Origin of the sequence: Dorea longicatena (assembly GCF_024168045.1) — a bacterium.
Taxonomy (GTDB): Bacteria; Bacillota; Clostridia; order Lachnospirales; family Lachnospiraceae; genus Dorea_A.
Genome location: NZ_CP100126.1, coordinates 1326214 through 1343307 on the forward strand (window position 1 = coordinate 1326214; position 17094 = coordinate 1343307).

A 17094-nucleotide genomic window follows, 5' to 3' on the forward strand; every position below is an offset into this window, starting at 1 on the left:
TGGAGGAACAACAATGAGCAGAGTGTACAATTTTTCAGCAGGTCCGGCTGTATTGCCGGAAGAAGTATTAAAAGAGGCAGCAGCAGAGATGTTAGATTATAAAGGCTGTGGAATGTCGGTTATGGAAATGAGTCACCGCTCATCGGTGTTCCAGGAGATTATTGAGACTGCAGAAGCTGATATCCGTGATCTGATGCAGATTCCGGATAATTATAAGGTATTATTCCTGCAGGGCGGCGCATCTCAGCAATTTGCCATGATTCCTATGAATCTGATGAAAAATAAAGTGGCTGACTATATCGTAACCGGACAATGGGCGAAAAAGGCAGCCAAAGAAGCAGAAAAATACGGAGAGGTTCATGTAGTCGCATCTTCCGAAGATAAGACATTTTCTTATATTCCGGACTGCTCGGATCTTGAAATCTCTGAAGATGCAGATTATGTATACATCTGCGAGAATAATACGATTTATGGTACAAAGTTCAAAGAACTTCCGGATACAAAAGGGAAGACACTGGTGGCAGATGTGTCATCCTGCTTTCTGTCTGAACCGGTAGATGTGTCAAAATATGGCGTGATCTATGGAGGAGTTCAGAAAAATGTAGGACCGGCGGGTGTGGTGATCGCAATTATACGTGAAGACCTGATTACAGATGATGTATTAGATGGTACACCGACCATGCTGAAATATAAGACACATGCAGATGCCGGATCTTTATACAATACACCGCCGGCATATGGAATCTATATCTGCGGGAAAGTATTCAAATGGCTGAAAAAGCAGGGTGGTCTGGAAGCAATCAAAAAGCGTAATGAAAAGAAGGCAAAGATTCTCTATGATTACCTGGATGAAAGTAAATTATTCAAAGGTACAGTTGTTCCAAAAGACCGTTCACTTATGAATGTTCCATTTATAACAGGTAATAAAGAGCTGGATGCAAAATTTGTAAAAGAAGCGAAAGAAGCCGGATTTGAAAATCTGAAAGGACACAGAAGTGTCGGAGGTATGCGTGCAAGTATCTACAATGCGATGCCGGTTGAAGGAGTGGAAAAACTCGTGGAATTTATGAAAGCATTTGAAAAGGAGAATCTGTAATCATGTATAAGTATCATAATCTGAATCCAATTTCACAGGTAGGACTGGATGAATTTACAAAAGACTATGCACCTGTAAGCACACCGGAGACGGCTGATGCGATCCTGGTAAGAAGTGCGGCAATGCACGAAATGGAATTTGCAACAGATCTGAAAGCAATTGCAAGAGCCGGTGCAGGTGTGAATAATATCCCGCTTGAGAAATGTGCGGAACAGGGAATTGTTGTATTTAATACACCGGGAGCTAATGCAAATGGAGTAAAAGAACTGGTGATTGCCGGTATGCTGCTGGCATCCAGAGATATCATTGGCGGCATCAACTGGGTGCAGGAGAATGAAGAGGATGGAAACATAGCCAAAGATGCAGAAAAGGCGAAAAAAGCATTTGCGGGACAGGAATTGCAGGGAAAGAAACTTGGAGTTATCGGTCTTGGAGCAATCGGTGTGCTTGTGGCAAATGCTGCAACACATCTTGGCATGGATGTATACGGATACGATCCATATGTGTCGGTAGATTCTGCATGGAGACTTTCCAGAAGTATTCATCATACAACAAATGTAGATGAAATCTATGAAAACTGTGATTACATTACCGTTCACGTGCCGGCACTTGACAGCACAAAGGGAATGATCGGAAAAGATGCCCTGAGCCTTATGAAGGAAGGTGTGATCGTTCTGAACTTTGCAAGAGATGTGCTGGTGGATTCCGAAGCAATGGTAGATGCACTTGTTGCCGGTAAAGTAAAGCATTATGTTACAGATTTCCCGACACCTGAGATTGCAGGTGTAAAGGGAGCGATTGTAATTCCTCATCTCGGAGCATCTACGGAAGAATCTGAAGATAACTGTGCAAAGATGGCAGTGAAAGAAGTGATGGATTATCTGGAAAACGGTAATATCAGACATTCGGTGAACTATCCGGATTGTGATATGGGGCTGAGAGGAGATAAGACACGTATTCTTGTATTACATCACAATGTACCGAATATGATCGGTCAGATTTCCGCTGTTCTTGCAAAAGATAATATGAATATTGCAGACCTTACGAATAAGAGCAAGGGGAAATATGCGTATACAATGATCGATGTAGATTCCGAAGTGCCGGAAGGTGTTGTGGAAGAACTGAAACAGATCGGTGAAGTGTTACGTGTACGTGTTATATGTTAAATAAAACTTAATAAATTTGTAAGAATCCCTTAATTGCGAAATATGTCGAATTAGAGTATCCTATTAATGAAAGAGATGCAGTGAAGATATCTTCATCTCTGATAAACAGAACTTATGAAATCCGGGGGATACAGGGAATGGACAATACAGGGATTCGATCAAGACGTAAGAAATATAGGAGAAGAGTAAGAAACATTCGTGTGGGTCTTACTCTTTTTGTCATATGCCTGATCGCTGTGGCAATACCGGTCATACGTGAAATGCTAAGAAAACCGGCACAGATTACGATACAGGTCGCTGATATTGAGGTTACGCAGGGAACAGCACTTCCGTCGTATACGGCAGATGTAAAGATACAGGACAAAGATAAGAACAAGCTTACAAAGACATATACTGCTGAGGACTTTGCAAAAGATCTGCAAAAAGGAAAAGATATTACCATTTCCAGTAAAGCTGATTCGAATATAGAAGGAACTTATGTGATTACAGCAAAACTGTCAGAGAAGATTAAAAAAGAACTGAATGGAGCATGGAAGAAAAAGGCGCAGGTAACAATCAGGAACGGAACCTGTACCGTGAAGAATCCAATCGGTGTATGGAATGGTAATAAATTTAAAAAATACGATGGAACTTATGTAACATCAGATTTCGTGGTGTCGAAGGGAAATACATATTATTTTGATGCAGATGGAAATAAAGTGACCGGCTGGCAGACCATTGAGAATGCGTTATATTGTTTTGATGAAAAAGGAATCATGCAGAAGTCCGGATGGATTACAACGGATGACGGAAGAGCATATCTGAGTGATGACGGAAAGGCACTGAGCGGCTGGCAGACCATTGACGGAAAAGAGTATTATTTTGATTCAAAAGGAATTGCGGCAACAGGAGAGCTGAAGCTCGGACTTGAGAAATGTAAATTCAGCGAGTCGGGAGAATTGCTCTCGAAAGAAAAAACAGAGATAGATCCGGGAAAACCGATGGTGGCACTTACATTTGATGATGGACCCGGACCAAGAACATCAGAGATTCTGGATCAGTTGAAAAAATATAATGCACATGCTACATTTTTTATGCTCGGAAAAAATGTAAAATCCTATCCGGATGCCATAAAGCAGATGTTGAAAGATGGAAATGAACTTGGAAACCATTCCTATGATCACCAGCAACTGACGAAGATTGATGCAGAAGCAATAGCCAAAGAGGTCAATGATACGAATGAAAATATCAAGAATATCTGTGGAAGTCCGGCTACTGTATTAAGGCCTCCGTATGGTGCAATTAATGATACAGTGAAATCAAGCGTAGGTATGCCGATGATCCTCTGGAATGTGGATACACTGGACTGGAAGACGAGAAATACACAGAGCACAATTGACGAGGTTATGCGTAATTTGAAAGACGGAGATATCATACTGATGCATGATATTCACACACAGACAGTAGATGCGGCGCTTCAGCTGATTCCAAAACTGGAAGAAGAGGGCTATCAGCTCGTAACCGTTTCAGAAATGGCAGCGGCAAAAAACAAGACCTTGGAAAACGGAACTGCTTACAGTGATTTTGTAAGTACAAGTAAAAAATAATTTGATATATCTATTATAAAACAGGATCAACCGGTAAAAGTTGATCCTGTTTTTAGGTTCGTTTATAACGAAGTATTATGTTTTGCTAACAGACGGTGAATCTTTTCTGTAGGATCCATAACCTTTCCGATGCTGATATCATGGTTCATAGAATCGATGATCAGTGCGATAAACTTACTCATATCTGCGATCAGGAAATAAGGCTTTTCCTTTGCTTCGGCAGGAAGATAAGTGAGATTAGTAGTGATCACGCGGTCGATGTAACCTTTTTCATAATAATCATCAAATTTTTCAAAACCATCGGTAAAGAGTCCGAATGTGGTGCAGACAAATACCCGGTTTGCTCCGCGGGCTTTAATCTGTTTTGCAACATCCAGCATACTTTCACCGGAAGAAATCATGTCGTCAATGATGATCGCATCTTTTCCATCCAGATGTTCACCTAAGAATTCATGTGCAACAATCGGATTCTTTCCGTTTACAATAGTTGAATAGTCACGGCGTTTGTAGAACATACCCATATTAACACCCATAACGTTAGAAAAGTATACAGCACGCTGCATAGCTCCCTCATCCGGGCTGATGATCATCAGATGTTCCTTGTCAACTTTAAGATCCGGCTCCGCTTTTAATAATGCTTTCATAAATTGATACGGTGGGTTAAAGCTGTCAAATCCGTGGAGAGGAATAGAATTCTGTACACGTGGATCATGGGCATCAAATGTAAATATATTAGACACACCCATATCGATCAGTTCCTGAAGTGCAAGGGCACTGTCTAAAGATTCACGTTTGGTACGTTTGTGCTGACGGCTTTCATAGAGGAAAGGCATTAACACATTGACACGGTGCGCTTTTCCATTGGCGGCAGCAATGATTCTCTTTAAGTCCTGAAAATGATCATCCGGTGACATATGATTCAGATGGCCGTTTACAGAATAAGTAAGGCTGTGGTTACAGACATCTACCATAAGGAACAGATCTGTTCCGCGGATAGATTCTGTAAGAAGTCCTTTTGCTTCGCCACTTCCAAAACGTGGACACGGACAATCGATCAGATAATTGTCACGCAGGTAATTATAATATAATGGTGAATCTGTGTTCTTGTCCATTGTGCTTTTCCTGAATTGTACAATGTAATCATTTACTTTTTCACCAAGTTCGCGGCATGATTCCAAAGCACCGATTTTTAATGGCGCAACAGGAAGTCCGCTTTCCATTAATTTGATATTTGGCATAATAAAAACTCCTGTGTATTTTATATATTAAGTTACTCCTAATTATTTATATCACTTTTTCTATAAAAAGGTCAACTACTGATTGGACTATTTGACAAAGGTAATGTATAATAGTATCGTTAAGAGACAAATATAGAATGAAATATAGAGGAGAGTTAAGATGAGTAAACCAGTAGTTGCTATTGTGGGAAGACCGAATGTAGGGAAGTCAACCCTTTTTAATGTACTGGCGGGAGAGATGATTTCAATCGTCAAAGATACGCCCGGAGTAACAAGAGACCGTATCTATGCAGATGTCACATGGCTGGACAAAGAATTTACTATGATCGATACCGGTGGTATTGAGCCGGAGAGCAAAGATATCATTCTTGCACAGATGAGAGAACAGGCACAGATTGCTATTGATACTGCAGATGTGATCATTTTCATTACGGATGTCAGACAGGGACTTGTAGATGCCGATTCAAAAGTTGCGGATATGCTCCGCAGATCAGGCAAACCAGTCGTTCTGGCAGTGAATAAAGTAGACAGTTTTGAGAAGTTTATGCCGGATGTATACGAATTCTATAATCTGGGGATTGGTGATCCTGTGCCGGTATCTGCAGCTTCCAGACTTGGTATCGGTGACATGTTAGATGCTGTGATCGCACATTTCCCGGAACATGAAGCTGAAGAGAAAGAGGACGAGCGTCCGAGAGTGGCGATTGTAGGAAAACCAAATGTAGGAAAATCTTCAATCATCAACAAACTGACCGGAAAGCAGCGTGTGATCGTATCAGATATAGCAGGAACAACTAGAGATGCTATTGATACCAATGTGAAATATAATGGAAAAGATTATGTGTTTATTGATACTGCAGGGCTGAGACGAAAGAGCAAGATAAAAGAAGAACTGGAGCGCTACAGTATCATCCGTACGGTAACTGCAGTGGAACGGGCAGATGTCGTTCTGGTAGTAATCGATGCGACGGAAGGTGTAACGGAACAGGATGCGAAGATTGCCGGTATCGCACATGAAAGAGGGAAAGGTATCATTATTGTTGTAAATAAATGGGATGCCATTGAAAAGAATGACAAGACTATGAAAGAGTACGAGAATAATGTACGCCGTGTGCTTTCTTTTATGCCGTATGCAGAGATCATGTATGTATCGGCAGAGACGGGACAGCGCCTGAACAAGCTATATGATATGATTGATATGGTCATTGAGAACCAGACACTGCGTGTCGCAACAGGTGTTCTGAATGAGATCATGACAGAAGCTGTTGCAATGCAGCAGCCACCTTCAGACAAAGGAAAGAGACTCAAACTGTATTACATTACACAGGTAGCGGTAAAACCGCCATCATTTGTGATTTTTGTAAATAATAAAGAACTGATGCATTTTTCTTATACTAGATATCTGGAGAATAAGATCCGGGAGGCATTTGGATTCCGTGGTACAGCTTTGAAATTCTTTATCAGGGAAAGAAAGGAAAAGGATCAGTAATCATGGAACGGTTGATATGTGTACTTGTCGGATATGTGTTTGGTCTGATACAGACCGGATACATATATGGAAAAAAGAATGGCGTTGACCTTAGAAAAAAGGGGAGCGGAAATGCAGGAACAACGAATGCACTTCGTACTATGGGTTGGAAAGCAGGAGCGGTCACACTGCTTGGAGACTGCTTTAAATGCGTAGCGGCAGTGGTTGTCGTACATCTGATCTATGGAAAGACACATACAGATATGATGCCTTTACTTTCCATGTATGCCGGAATGGGAGCAGTCCTCGGACATAATTATCCATTCTATCTGAAATTCAAAGGCGGAAAAGGTATAGCAGCGACAGCAGGTCTGATCATCAGTACTACGAATATATGGATCGTACTGATCTGTCTTGCAGCATTTATTGCAATTGTTGCGGCAACCAAATATGTATCTCTTGGTTCCATGACGGTTGTTACAATCTATCTGATCAGTGTAATCGTATATGGTCAGCACGGTGGATTTGGTGTGGAGAATGTATCCTATCTGCATGAGATGTATGGTGTAGCAGCGTTTCTAATGATACTGGCATTCTGGAGACACAGAGCGAATATTAAGAGACTTTTAAGCGGCACAGAGAATAAGATCAGTGTTGGCGGAAAGGATAAAAAATAGTCAGGGATGACAGATAAAAAGAAAGGACAGGCTATGGCAAACGTAAGTGTGATCGGAGCCGGAAGCTGGGGAACAGCACTGGCATTACTATTATGTAAAAATGGACATGATGTGACGGTATGGTCATATAAGGAAGAAGAAGTGCGCACGCTGAGTGAGAAAAGAGAACATGTAAGTAAGCTTCCGGGAGTAAAGATTCCAAATGAGATTTTTTTTACTGCGGATCTGAAAGAGGCGGTAGAAGGAAAGGACGTAGTTGTACTTGCAGTACCGTCTATTCATGTGAGAAATACTGCGAAAAAGATGAACGCATATGTAAAAGGCGGACAGATTTTAGTGGATGTAGCAAAAGGAATAGAAGAAGACACCCTGATGACACTGTCTCAGCAGATCGAAGAGGAGATACCGCAGGCAGATGTAGCGGTTCTTTCAGGACCAAGTCATGCCGAAGAAGTAGGAAGAGGTCTTCCTACAACGGTCTGTATCGGAGCACATACAGAGACAACTGCAAAGTATTTACAGCAGCTTTTTATGAATGAAGTATTCCGCGTATATATCAGTCCGGATATTCTGGGAATTGAACTTGGCGGATCGCTTAAGAATGTTATTGCACTTGCAGCCGGGGTTGCAGACGGAATGGGATATGGAGATAATACCAAGGCTGCATTGATCACCCGTGGAATTGCCGAGATATCAAGACTTGGTGTGAAGATGGGAGGAGCGGCTGAGACTTTTGGTGGTCTGGCCGGTATCGGAGATCTTATTGTAACCTGTGCAAGTGTACACAGCCGTAACCGCAAGGCCGGATATCTGATGGGACAGGGCAGAACGATGCAGGAAGCTATGGATGAAGTTAAGATGGTAGTGGAAGGTGTATATTCTGCAAAGGCAGCAGCGAAGCTTGGAAAGAAATATCAGGTATCACTTCCGATTATTGAAGAAGTAAATAAGGTGCTGTTTGAGGACAAAAGTCCGAAAGAAGCGGTAAATGAACTGATGCTGCGTGTTGGAAAAGCGGAACATATGGCTCTTCCATGGGAAGAATAAAAAGAGTCAGTTTTGCAATATGATATAAAAATAACAGAGAGGAAAGATTGTTAAAAATCTTTCCTCTCTGTTATTTTTTAAAGATCCGCATGTTCTATTACATACTTTTTGAAATCCATGATGACAGGTGCCTGATAGACATTTTTTAAAGTAGCCATATAAAAGAGTCTTTCCCACGAAGGTTTTTCTATTTCGATAATAGATACCGGCATATAAGAAAGAATGGGCATCTTTGGAACAACTGCAATACCAAAACCTGCACCGACAAGACCTGCAACGCCCTGATCTTCTTCCATGGAGTAAGCAATCTGCGGGTAACCTCCACATTTATGAAACAATTTGTCAATAACATATCTTAAGCCGCTTCGTTTGGAAAAAGCAATATGCGGATAAGAAAGTGTATCTTTCAGATCAATAGAGCTGCGTTCTTCAAGAGGATGTCCTTTTGGCACGATCAATACCAGTTCCTGTTTTGCGACAGGTATGAATTCGATCAGCGGTTCATTGTCCATCATAGAGCAAAATGCAATGTCATATTTTCGGTCTTTTAACCCCTGGATCATATCAGAAGTAAGACCTGTAGAACTATGAAAATAGAAGTCAATCTTTTTGTCCGGCGTAGAATCCAGGAATCCTTTTACGAAACCGGGAACCACAGTACTGCTTAGAGTGCGCAGTTCCACGATGTCGATACGACCTTCACCACGACCTGTCATCTGAAGCTTGTTAACACTGGAATCGATCATATCCAGAGCCTGTTCCACATCAATGAGAAAGGCCTGCCCGCATTTTGTAAGGACTACATTCCGGCCCTCTTTCTCAAAAAGTTTTACCCCCAGTTCTTTTTCAAGAGATGCGATCGCATGACTCAGGCTTGGCTGAGTGATGGAAAGAATTTCAGCGGCTTTTGTGTAATGCTCCAGATGTGCCAACGTGGCAAAATATCTTAGATGATACAGATTCATAAAGCCGGTCCCCCTTTCTTTTGTTATATTTATATATGTTTATATCTTATCATGAACGGAGTGGAAAAACTATGAATAAAATCTATAAATTATAATAGAATAACCAATTTGTTTTTTATTTAACAAGGATATATAATCAAACCATAGCAAATATTACTAGATTGAACATTAAGCAAAAAGGGAATCTGTTCAATTTTAACAATGGAGGTAGAATTATGTCAAAAAAGAATCCAATTACAGTAAGTTCATGGACACTTGGAGATCAGTGCAAATTTGAAGACCGTGTGATCGCTGCAAAAGAAGCAGGGTATGAAGGAATCGGTCTTCGTGCAGAAACTTATGTTGATGCGTTGAATGAGGGACTTCATGACAAAGACATTCTTGCAATTCTTGATAAACATGACATGAAAGTAACAGAAGTTGAGTATATCGTTCAGTGGTGCGAAGAGCATCGTTCATACGAGCAGAAATACAAAGAGCAGATGTGCTTCCATATGTGTGAACTTTTCGGAGTTGGTCATATCAACTGTGGACTGATGGAAAATTATTCCGTAGAATATACAGCGCAGAAATTAAAAGAGCTGTGTCAGAGAGCCGGAAAATACATTATTGGTGTTGAGCCAATGCCATACAGCGGTATTCCAAACCTTCAGAAAGGCTGGGAAGTTGTAAAAGCATCCGGATGTGAGAATGCAATGCTTATCCTTGATACATGGCACTGGGTAAGAGCTAATCAGCCATATGATATTCTTACACCGGAAATCGCTGAAAAAGTTATTTCCATCCAGATCAATGATGCATATGAGAGACCGTATGCAGATTCAATCTTAAGAGATGAGTCCATGCATGACCGTCTTGCACCTGGAACAGGAGCAAAAGATACAGCTGGATTCGTTAAGATGATCAAAGATGCAGGAATTGATCCAAAGGTTGTTGGTGTAGAAGTAATTTCTGACGAGATCCTTGGAAGAGGAATTAACGAAGCAGCAGCTTATACATATGAGAATACTGAAAAAGTATTAAAAGAAGCTTGGCCAGAACTGGTAGACTAATTTATAGAAATCAGATTTGTTCAAAAGAGAGAGGAAAAAAATAATGAAGTTCAAAAATATGTTTTCTCCGATTCAGATCGGACCAATGACAGTAAAGAACCGCTTTGTAGTACCACCAATGGGAAATAATTTTGCAAATACAGATGGAACATGGAGCGATGAGTCTGTTGCATACTATGCTGAACGTGCAAAAGGTCAGTTTGGCCTGATCACGATCGAAGCAACAGTTGTCCATAAAGGAGCAAAGGGTGGCCCGAGAAAACCTTGTCTGTATGATGACAACAGCATTGAGAGTCTGAAAAAGATTACCGATGCCTGTCATGCAGAAGGTGCTAAGATTTCCATTCAGCTTCAGAATGCCGGACCGGAAGGAAATGCCAAGAATGCGGGAGCACCAATCCAGGCAGCAACAGCTATTGCAGCGGCTGATGGAAGAGATATTCCGGAAGCAGTTCCTACAGAGCAGGTATATGAGCTTATTAAAGGATATGGAGATGCAGCGGTCCGCGCAATGAAGGGCGGAGCAGATGCAGTGGAAATTCACATGGCACACGGTTATCTTGTGAATTCTTTTATGTCACCAAGAACGAATAAACGTGTAGATGAATTTGGTGGAAACTTCGAAAACAGAATGAGATTTTCTCGTCTGATCGTTGAAGAAGTTAAGAAGAGAACAGAAGGTAAAATTGCAGTGCTTGCACGTATCAACAGTACAGAAGATATGTTTGGCGGTCTGGATAACCATGATATGTGTGCAATTGCTTCTTATCTTGAAGATTGCGGAGTGGATGGACTTCATGTATCACGTGCGGTACATCTGAAAGATGAGTATATGTGGGCTCCGACAGGAATTCATGGCGGATTCTCGGCAGAGCTTGTAGCAAATATCAAAAATTGTGTATCTGTTCCGGTTATTACAGTCGGACGTTACACAGAGCCACAGTTCGCAGAACAGATGGTAAAACTTGGAAAAGCTGATCTGGTGGCATTTGGACGTCAGTCACTGGCAGATCCTCATACTCCTGAAAAAGCGCAGGAAGAGAGACTGGAAGATATGACACCTTGTATCGCATGTCTGCAGGGATGTGTCGCTAACATGTATGCCGGAAAACCTCTTTGCTGTCTGGTAAATCCTGTGCTTGGCCGTGAGTCAGAAGGTCTTCCGAAAGCAGAAAAGGCAAAGAAAGTATATGTCATCGGTGGCGGAGTAGCAGGTATGTGTGCCGCATTTACAGCTAAGAGACGTGGGCATGACGTGACATTATTTGAAGCTACAGATAAACTTGGTGGAAACATGAGACTGGCAGCTTATCCGCCGGGAAAAGGTGACATCACAGGTATGATCAGAAGCTATATCGTAAAATGCGAAAAAGCCGGTGTAAATATCAAGATGAACACAAAAGTAACAGCACAGATGTTAAAAGAAGATACACCGGATGCAGTTATCCTTGCAACCGGATCTGAGACATTAGTCCTTCCGTTTATCAAAGGTATCCACAACCCTGATATCGTATATGGTGTGGATTGTCTGGAAGGAACACGTCCGGTAGGACATAAAGTCTTAGTTGTAGGCGGCGGTATGGTAGGTGCCGAGACAGCAGATTTCCTTGCTGAACAGGGACATGAAGTATCTGTTATCGAGATGAGAGATGCCATTGGACCGGATGTGATCCACGAGCACCGTATCTTCCTTATGGAAGCATTTGAAAAATACGGAATTGAACAGATTACAAGTGCCGCAGTATCTGAAATCTTCTCAGACGGCGTAAGCTATAAGAATGCCGCAGATAAATCTGATGAGACAATTTACGAGGCAAGAGGATTCGACACAGTTGTTCTTTCTATGGGATTCAGCTCCCGTTATACACACCGCGATGGTCAGAATGTTGTATATGACTTCGCCGATGAATTAAAGGACATTGTTCCGGAAGTTCATGTAGTAGGTGATGCAGTAAGAGCACGTCGTGCCTTGGATGCTACAAAAGAAGCTTACGATGTGGCATTAAAACTTTAATAATTGAATTTAGAAAGAAAACCAGGAGGGTTAAGATCATGGAAAAAAGAATTTCCGGACATACAGGCTTAATGGCGTTATTTGGAACACCGGTCGGACATTCAGGATCTCCTGCAATGTACAACTTCAGCTTCCAGCATGATGGATTGGATTATGCGTATATGGCATTTGATGTAACAGAAGAGGAAATGCCGAAAGTATTCGAATCTATCCGTTTATTAAATATGCGTGGTGGTAACTTTACTATGCCATGCAAGAACATCGCTGCACAGCTGGTGGACAAACTATCACCTGCAGCTGAGATCATCGGAGCCTGCAATGTATTCGTTAACGATGACGGAGTAATCACAGGACACATTACAGATGGTGTCGGATTCGTTAAGAATCTGGAACTCAACGGAGCACCTGTAAAAGACAAAAAGGTTGTTGTTCTTGGAGCAGGCGGAGCTGCTACAGCAATTCAGGTTCAGTTAGCACTGGATGGAGCAAAAGAAGTAAATATCTTCAATATCAAAGATAAATTCTTTGAAAGAGCAGAAGGAACAAAAGCTAAATTAGCAGAGAAGTGTCCGGAGTGTGTAGTTACCGTAGATGACCTTGATGACAAGGCTAAACTGGAAGAAGCAATCAAAGCATGTGACATTCTTGTAAATGCTACAATTATGGGAATGAAACCACATCAGGATGTGACACTGGTTGACAAATCGTTATTCCGTAAAGATCTGGTTGTTGCAGATACTGTATACAGCCCGGAAAAAACAAAAATGATCCTGGAAGCAGAAGAAGCAGGATGCAAGGCAATCGGCGGAGTGGGAATGCTTCAGCAGCAGGGAGCAGTAAACTATGGACTGTTCGTTGGAAAAGAAATGCCGCTTGCCGAGTATCAGGAATTCCAGAAAGCACAGGCAAAATAAAAGACAAAGGAGAATGAGGGAATGAAAGCAAAGAAATATTTATGGTCTATCATCTGCGTATATTTTTGCTATCTGACACATGGAATTCAGGCAATTATATTAAGCCAGAATAATGTGAATTTCGCAAAACAGTGGGGATTCAATATGTCAGATCCGCAGTCTGCAGCATATGCAGCAGGACTTGCAGCAGTAAGTACAGCAGTTGCATGGACTGGATTTGGTAAATTCATAAGCGTATGGATTGGTGGAGAAATCTCTGACCGTGTCGGACGTAAGAAACTGATGATCGGTGGAGCAGCATTATATATTATCTGCTTCCTTGGATTCTTATTTACTAAGAGTGCACTGGTTGCTTCTGTATGCGGTTTTGCATCTGGAGTTGCAACTTCAGGATTCTGGGATGCTTCAGGATACCCTGCAGTACAGGAAGCTTATCCGGCAGCACCTGGATCAGCGCTTGTAGGAATCAAATTCTTTGTTTCACTGTCAGGTATGGTATATCCACTTCTAGTAGTACATAATGCAAACAGTGGAAACTGGAAATTAAATGTTATGATTCCGGTAGTTATGTCTATTATCTGTTTAGTACTTGCAATTATTGCACCATTCGTATATGATGATCAGAAGAAGGCATCGGAAGGAAATGATGGAAAATCAAAAGATGCAGTACAGGCAGAAATTGATGCAGCGAAAGCAGCTATGCTTACAAAACCGAGCAAATTTGTAGTATTTCTGGTAATGTTTTATGCATTCCTCTGCATGGCAATCATGTATGGTGCTCAGCAGTATACGAAAGCGTTCGGATTATCTGTATGTGGATTGTCTGAGATGCAGGCAGCAGGTATGACATCTATCTATACAATCGGTTCTATCTGTGCAGTACTTTTTTGGGCATTCATGATGGCTAAATTAAAATGGAGCCCACTGAAAGTTGTCTTGATTGATTCTATCTGTACTGCAGTAGCACTTGCAGGTGTTCTGTTTATTCATCAGGTAGCAATTATCTACATTGCAATTGCAATGTTAGGATTCTTTGCAGCAGGTGGTGCTCTTCAGACTGGTCTTGCAGTGGTTCAGTTATTCAACCCGGGACCAAAGGGAAGAAACACCGGTATCTATTACACATTTATGGGTGCAGCAAGCTACCTGATCCCGGTAGTGGCAGCACAGCTTACAAAAGCATCGGGTGAGGCAAATGCAGTATACAGCCTCATGATCATGTTATTGGTATTTGCAATTCTTGCTATTTTAAGTTCCCTCTACTTAGTAGCGCAGCACAAGAAAATCTTCGGAAAGAGTGCATTGTAAAAAAATGTAATGAAGGACAAAAAGGGACTGTTGTTCCGGATGGCAGCGGATAGACAGTCCCTTCCTTTTAACATAGGATTGTTAAAAAAAAGACATTCATAGAAAACACTAAAAAATTAGAGGATAATACGTGTCATTCTATAGAAAACATCTATGGAATGACCGGTGTTATATCATAATAGCTAGCTGATGCTGAAGCATACGAAGAATATTTGTATGAAAAAATCATAAGACGAAGGAGGACACTCAAAGATGAGTCCGAAAAGAGCAAAAAGAGCCAATGAACTTCCCTTTATTCCTCTTGGTCCATTTCAATGGAGAATTCCGGGAATCCATTACAGAGTAGAATATGTGGAATTTTTTCAGGGTCTGATCCTTGGCGCAACAGCTTTAAGTTCTATTCCGTATCTGACAGATAATCTTGGACTTCCATATGAACTTGCATGGAGCTGTGTCATCATTGAAGTATTTATGTATATGCTTCATGGATGGTTAGGGGATCCGGTAGTTCCGGGATGGATTACTCCGACACTGCCATTTACCCTGGCGTATTTAAATGGGTTCGAAAAGGGACCAGACAGAATACAGGCAATGATCGCGTTGCAGCTTCTGGTCGCATTTGTATTTATATTTATGGGAATTACGAAACTGGCAGACAAATTTGTAAATGGTGTGCCAAATTCAATTAAAGGTGGTATCCTGATCGCTGCACCGATTACGGTATTGCAGGGACAATTATCGGATGGAAGCCAGCTTATGACTGCACCGGTAGCAACACTCGCCGGTACATTATTGCTCGCATTTTTAAGCTTTTCACCATTCTGCGAAAAGAACAGAAGTAAATATAAAATATTAGATATCATGGCAAAATACGGCAATTTGTTCCCGTATCTGATTGCTATGGTAGCAGGGGTTGCTCTTGGAGAGTTATCAAAACCTGTATTAGAACTTGGAACAGTCATCAGAATTCCTGATTTCAGTAATATATTCCATACAGTCAGTATCTTTGCGGTAGGTTTCCCTCCGCTTTCAAAGTTCATCAGTGCCATACCTCTGGCCTTGATCTGCTATGTACTGGCATTTGGAGATTTTGTTACATCAAAGACTCTGGTAGAGGAAGCACAGGAGAGCAGAAGCGATGAATATATTGACTTTAACTCGAGCAGATCAAATCTGATCAGTGGACTGAGAAACCTGATCCTTGCGATTTTCGCACCATTCCCACCACTGGCAGGACCGCTTTGGGTTGGAATGACCGTATCGGTAGCAATGCGTTATAAAGAAGGAAAGAAAGCAATGAAATCATTGATCGGTGGAATGAGTTCTTTCCGTATGGCGACATTTATCAGTGTTATTCTGGTACCGATCGCATCTTTCATGAAACCAATCATGGGAGTCGGATCGGCAATCACATTATTGTTCCAGGCTTATGTCTGTGCCAGAATAGGTATGGAATACTGTCAGTCTAACACAGATAAGAGTATTGCAGGTGTTATGGCAGCGGTATTGGCATTCAAAGGATCCGGATGGGCATTGCTTGTCGGTTTTGTAATGAACCTGTTACTTTCAAATATGGATTTCCAGAAGAAAAAACTGGGAGCGCTTACAACGGAAGAACTGGATCAGGTAGAAGCGAAAAGAAACGAAGAAGTGCAGAGGCTTCTTGCCCAGAAAAAACAGGGATAAAAAATATGTGCCTGTGTTATGTTGTGTGGCAGGATAATATATTAAAATAAATGTAATAAACATAAAATGAGGGCCTGTGGGAATATCCATGGGCCCTCTCTCTTTTTTCGTTTTTTACAATGCATCGTGCACAATCTGAAGTGCCTGATGTAATTTTTCTGCTCCGATCTGTCCAGGTGCAGAAGCCTGTGCTCCGGAACCAAATGTCAGACAGGAACCAAATGCCTCGCAGGCAATACGACTGATGCTTCCAAGCCCTGCCATAGACATGGTGATGATTGGTCTGTCGGCATAATCGGATGCCATCTCTTCAGTAGCGGAAAGAAGAGTCAGGACATCTTTTTTGGTTTGTGGCATAACCGCCATTTTAGGAATATCGGCTCCCATATCCTGCATTTTGCGGAGGCGGTAAATGAGATCAGATTTGGCAGGTGTTTTGTCAAAATCATGGTTAGAAGCAATAACCTTTGTGCCGGAAACGTGGATTGCATCAATCATCTCCCGTACAATGTCATCGCCTGTAAAGATCTCTACGTCAATAATATCAGCATTGCCGGTTGCAGCAACTGCTTTGTTAAGTTCGGCGTATTTTTCAGTGGGCATTGGATGTACGCCCCCTTCTTTGTCTGTACGGAATGTACAGAGAAGAGGAGTATTGCCCATTACATCGCGAAGTTCTTTTACGAGCTCTGTGACTTTTGCAATATCTTCGACATCTTCGTACCAGTCCATCCGCCATTCCATCAGATCCATATGCATGTCAAGGTAGGTACGGGTAAGAGAAAGAATGTCTTCTTTTGTCTTTCCAACATTAGGAATACAGATTGCCGGAATTCCGTTTCCGAGTTCCAAATTTCTTACTTTTACAGTGTTCATA

The 17094-nt window shown here is 41.6% G+C and carries 14 protein-coding genes; 11 read left to right on the plus strand and 3 right to left on the minus strand.

The features are described from left to right. Positions 1–13 precede the first annotated feature (13 nt). The 3 genes from serC to NKF87_RS06260 all read left to right on the plus strand — a co-directional run bounded on the left by serC (position 14) and on the right by NKF87_RS06260 (position 3848). Positions 14–1096, plus strand: a complete 1083-nt coding sequence (gene serC / locus NKF87_RS06250) for a 3-phosphoserine/phosphohydroxythreonine transaminase (protein ID WP_215720756.1) — start codon at positions 14–16, stop codon at positions 1094–1096. A 2-nt stretch (positions 1097–1098) separates the two neighbouring features. Beyond that, positions 1099–2262 (plus strand): phosphoglycerate dehydrogenase, encoded by a 1164-nt coding sequence (locus tag NKF87_RS06255; protein ID WP_138377269.1) that lies wholly within the window; start codon positions 1099–1101, stop codon positions 2260–2262. A gap of 137 nt (positions 2263–2399) precedes the next feature. Beyond that, on the plus strand, positions 2400–3848 hold the full coding sequence (locus NKF87_RS06260) for a polysaccharide deacetylase family protein (protein WP_253584251.1): 1449 nt from the start codon (positions 2400–2402) through the stop codon (positions 3846–3848). A gap of 62 nt (positions 3849–3910) precedes the next feature. Here the strand turns inward: NKF87_RS06260 and NKF87_RS06265 are convergent, their stop codons facing one another. Further along, positions 3911–5086: a ribose-phosphate pyrophosphokinase gene (locus NKF87_RS06265; RefSeq protein ID WP_028086295.1), complete on the minus strand. Its 1176-nt coding sequence runs from the start codon at positions 5084–5086 to the stop codon at positions 3911–3913. 160 nt (positions 5087–5246) lie between these two features. On the opposite strand from NKF87_RS06265, the gene der reads away from it, so the two are divergent. Genes der through NKF87_RS06280 form a run of 3 tightly spaced genes read left to right on the plus strand, consistent with a single transcriptional unit; the run spans position 5247 to position 8278 of the window. Next, positions 5247–6575, plus strand: coding sequence for a ribosome biogenesis GTPase Der (gene der, locus NKF87_RS06270; RefSeq protein ID WP_028086296.1), 1329 nt, complete (start codon positions 5247–5249; stop codon positions 6573–6575). A 2-nt stretch (positions 6576–6577) separates the two neighbouring features. After that, positions 6578–7231: a glycerol-3-phosphate 1-O-acyltransferase PlsY gene (plsY, locus tag NKF87_RS06275; RefSeq protein WP_253584253.1), complete on the plus strand. Its 654-nt coding sequence runs from the start codon at positions 6578–6580 to the stop codon at positions 7229–7231. Positions 7232–7264: 33 nt separating this feature from the next. Continuing rightward, a complete protein-coding gene (locus tag NKF87_RS06280) occupies positions 7265–8278 on the plus strand; it encodes an NAD(P)H-dependent glycerol-3-phosphate dehydrogenase (protein ID WP_243013663.1) in 1014 nt (337 codons plus the stop codon). A 77-nt stretch (positions 8279–8355) separates the two neighbouring features. On the opposite strand, the gene NKF87_RS06285 is transcribed toward NKF87_RS06280, so the two are convergent. Continuing rightward, entirely contained in the window at positions 8356–9243 is an 888-nt protein-coding gene (locus NKF87_RS06285; protein WP_144101486.1) for a LysR family transcriptional regulator, read from the minus strand. A 215-nt stretch (positions 9244–9458) separates the two neighbouring features. Between NKF87_RS06285 and NKF87_RS06290 the strand changes: the two genes are divergently transcribed. The 5 genes from NKF87_RS06290 to NKF87_RS06310 all read left to right on the plus strand — a co-directional run bounded on the left by NKF87_RS06290 (position 9459) and on the right by NKF87_RS06310 (position 16217). Then, on the plus strand, positions 9459–10295 hold the full coding sequence (locus NKF87_RS06290) for a sugar phosphate isomerase/epimerase family protein (protein WP_055284782.1): 837 nt from the start codon (positions 9459–9461) through the stop codon (positions 10293–10295). A 43-nt stretch (positions 10296–10338) separates the two neighbouring features. Next, positions 10339–12309, plus strand: a complete 1971-nt coding sequence (locus tag NKF87_RS06295; protein WP_117598521.1) for an FAD-dependent oxidoreductase — start codon at positions 10339–10341, stop codon at positions 12307–12309. Between the two features lie 38 nt (positions 12310–12347). Continuing rightward, positions 12348–13223, plus strand: a complete 876-nt coding sequence (locus tag NKF87_RS06300) for a shikimate dehydrogenase (RefSeq protein ID WP_055284786.1) — start codon at positions 12348–12350, stop codon at positions 13221–13223. 21 nt (positions 13224–13244) lie between these two features. Continuing rightward, positions 13245–14531 carry an MFS transporter gene (locus NKF87_RS06305; RefSeq protein ID WP_118224949.1) on the plus strand — a complete coding sequence of 429 codons (1287 nt, stop codon included), beginning with the start codon at positions 13245–13247 and terminating at the stop codon, positions 14529–14531. A 252-nt stretch (positions 14532–14783) separates the two neighbouring features. Further along, on the plus strand, positions 14784–16217 hold the full coding sequence (locus tag NKF87_RS06310) for a hypothetical protein (RefSeq protein WP_253584254.1): 1434 nt from the start codon (positions 14784–14786) through the stop codon (positions 16215–16217). Between the two features lie 114 nt (positions 16218–16331). Here the strand turns inward: NKF87_RS06310 and aroD are convergent, their stop codons facing one another. Continuing rightward, positions 16332–17093 (minus strand): type I 3-dehydroquinate dehydratase, encoded by a 762-nt coding sequence (aroD, locus tag NKF87_RS06315; protein ID WP_253584256.1) that lies wholly within the window; start codon positions 17091–17093, stop codon positions 16332–16334. Position 17094 lies beyond the last annotated feature (1 nt).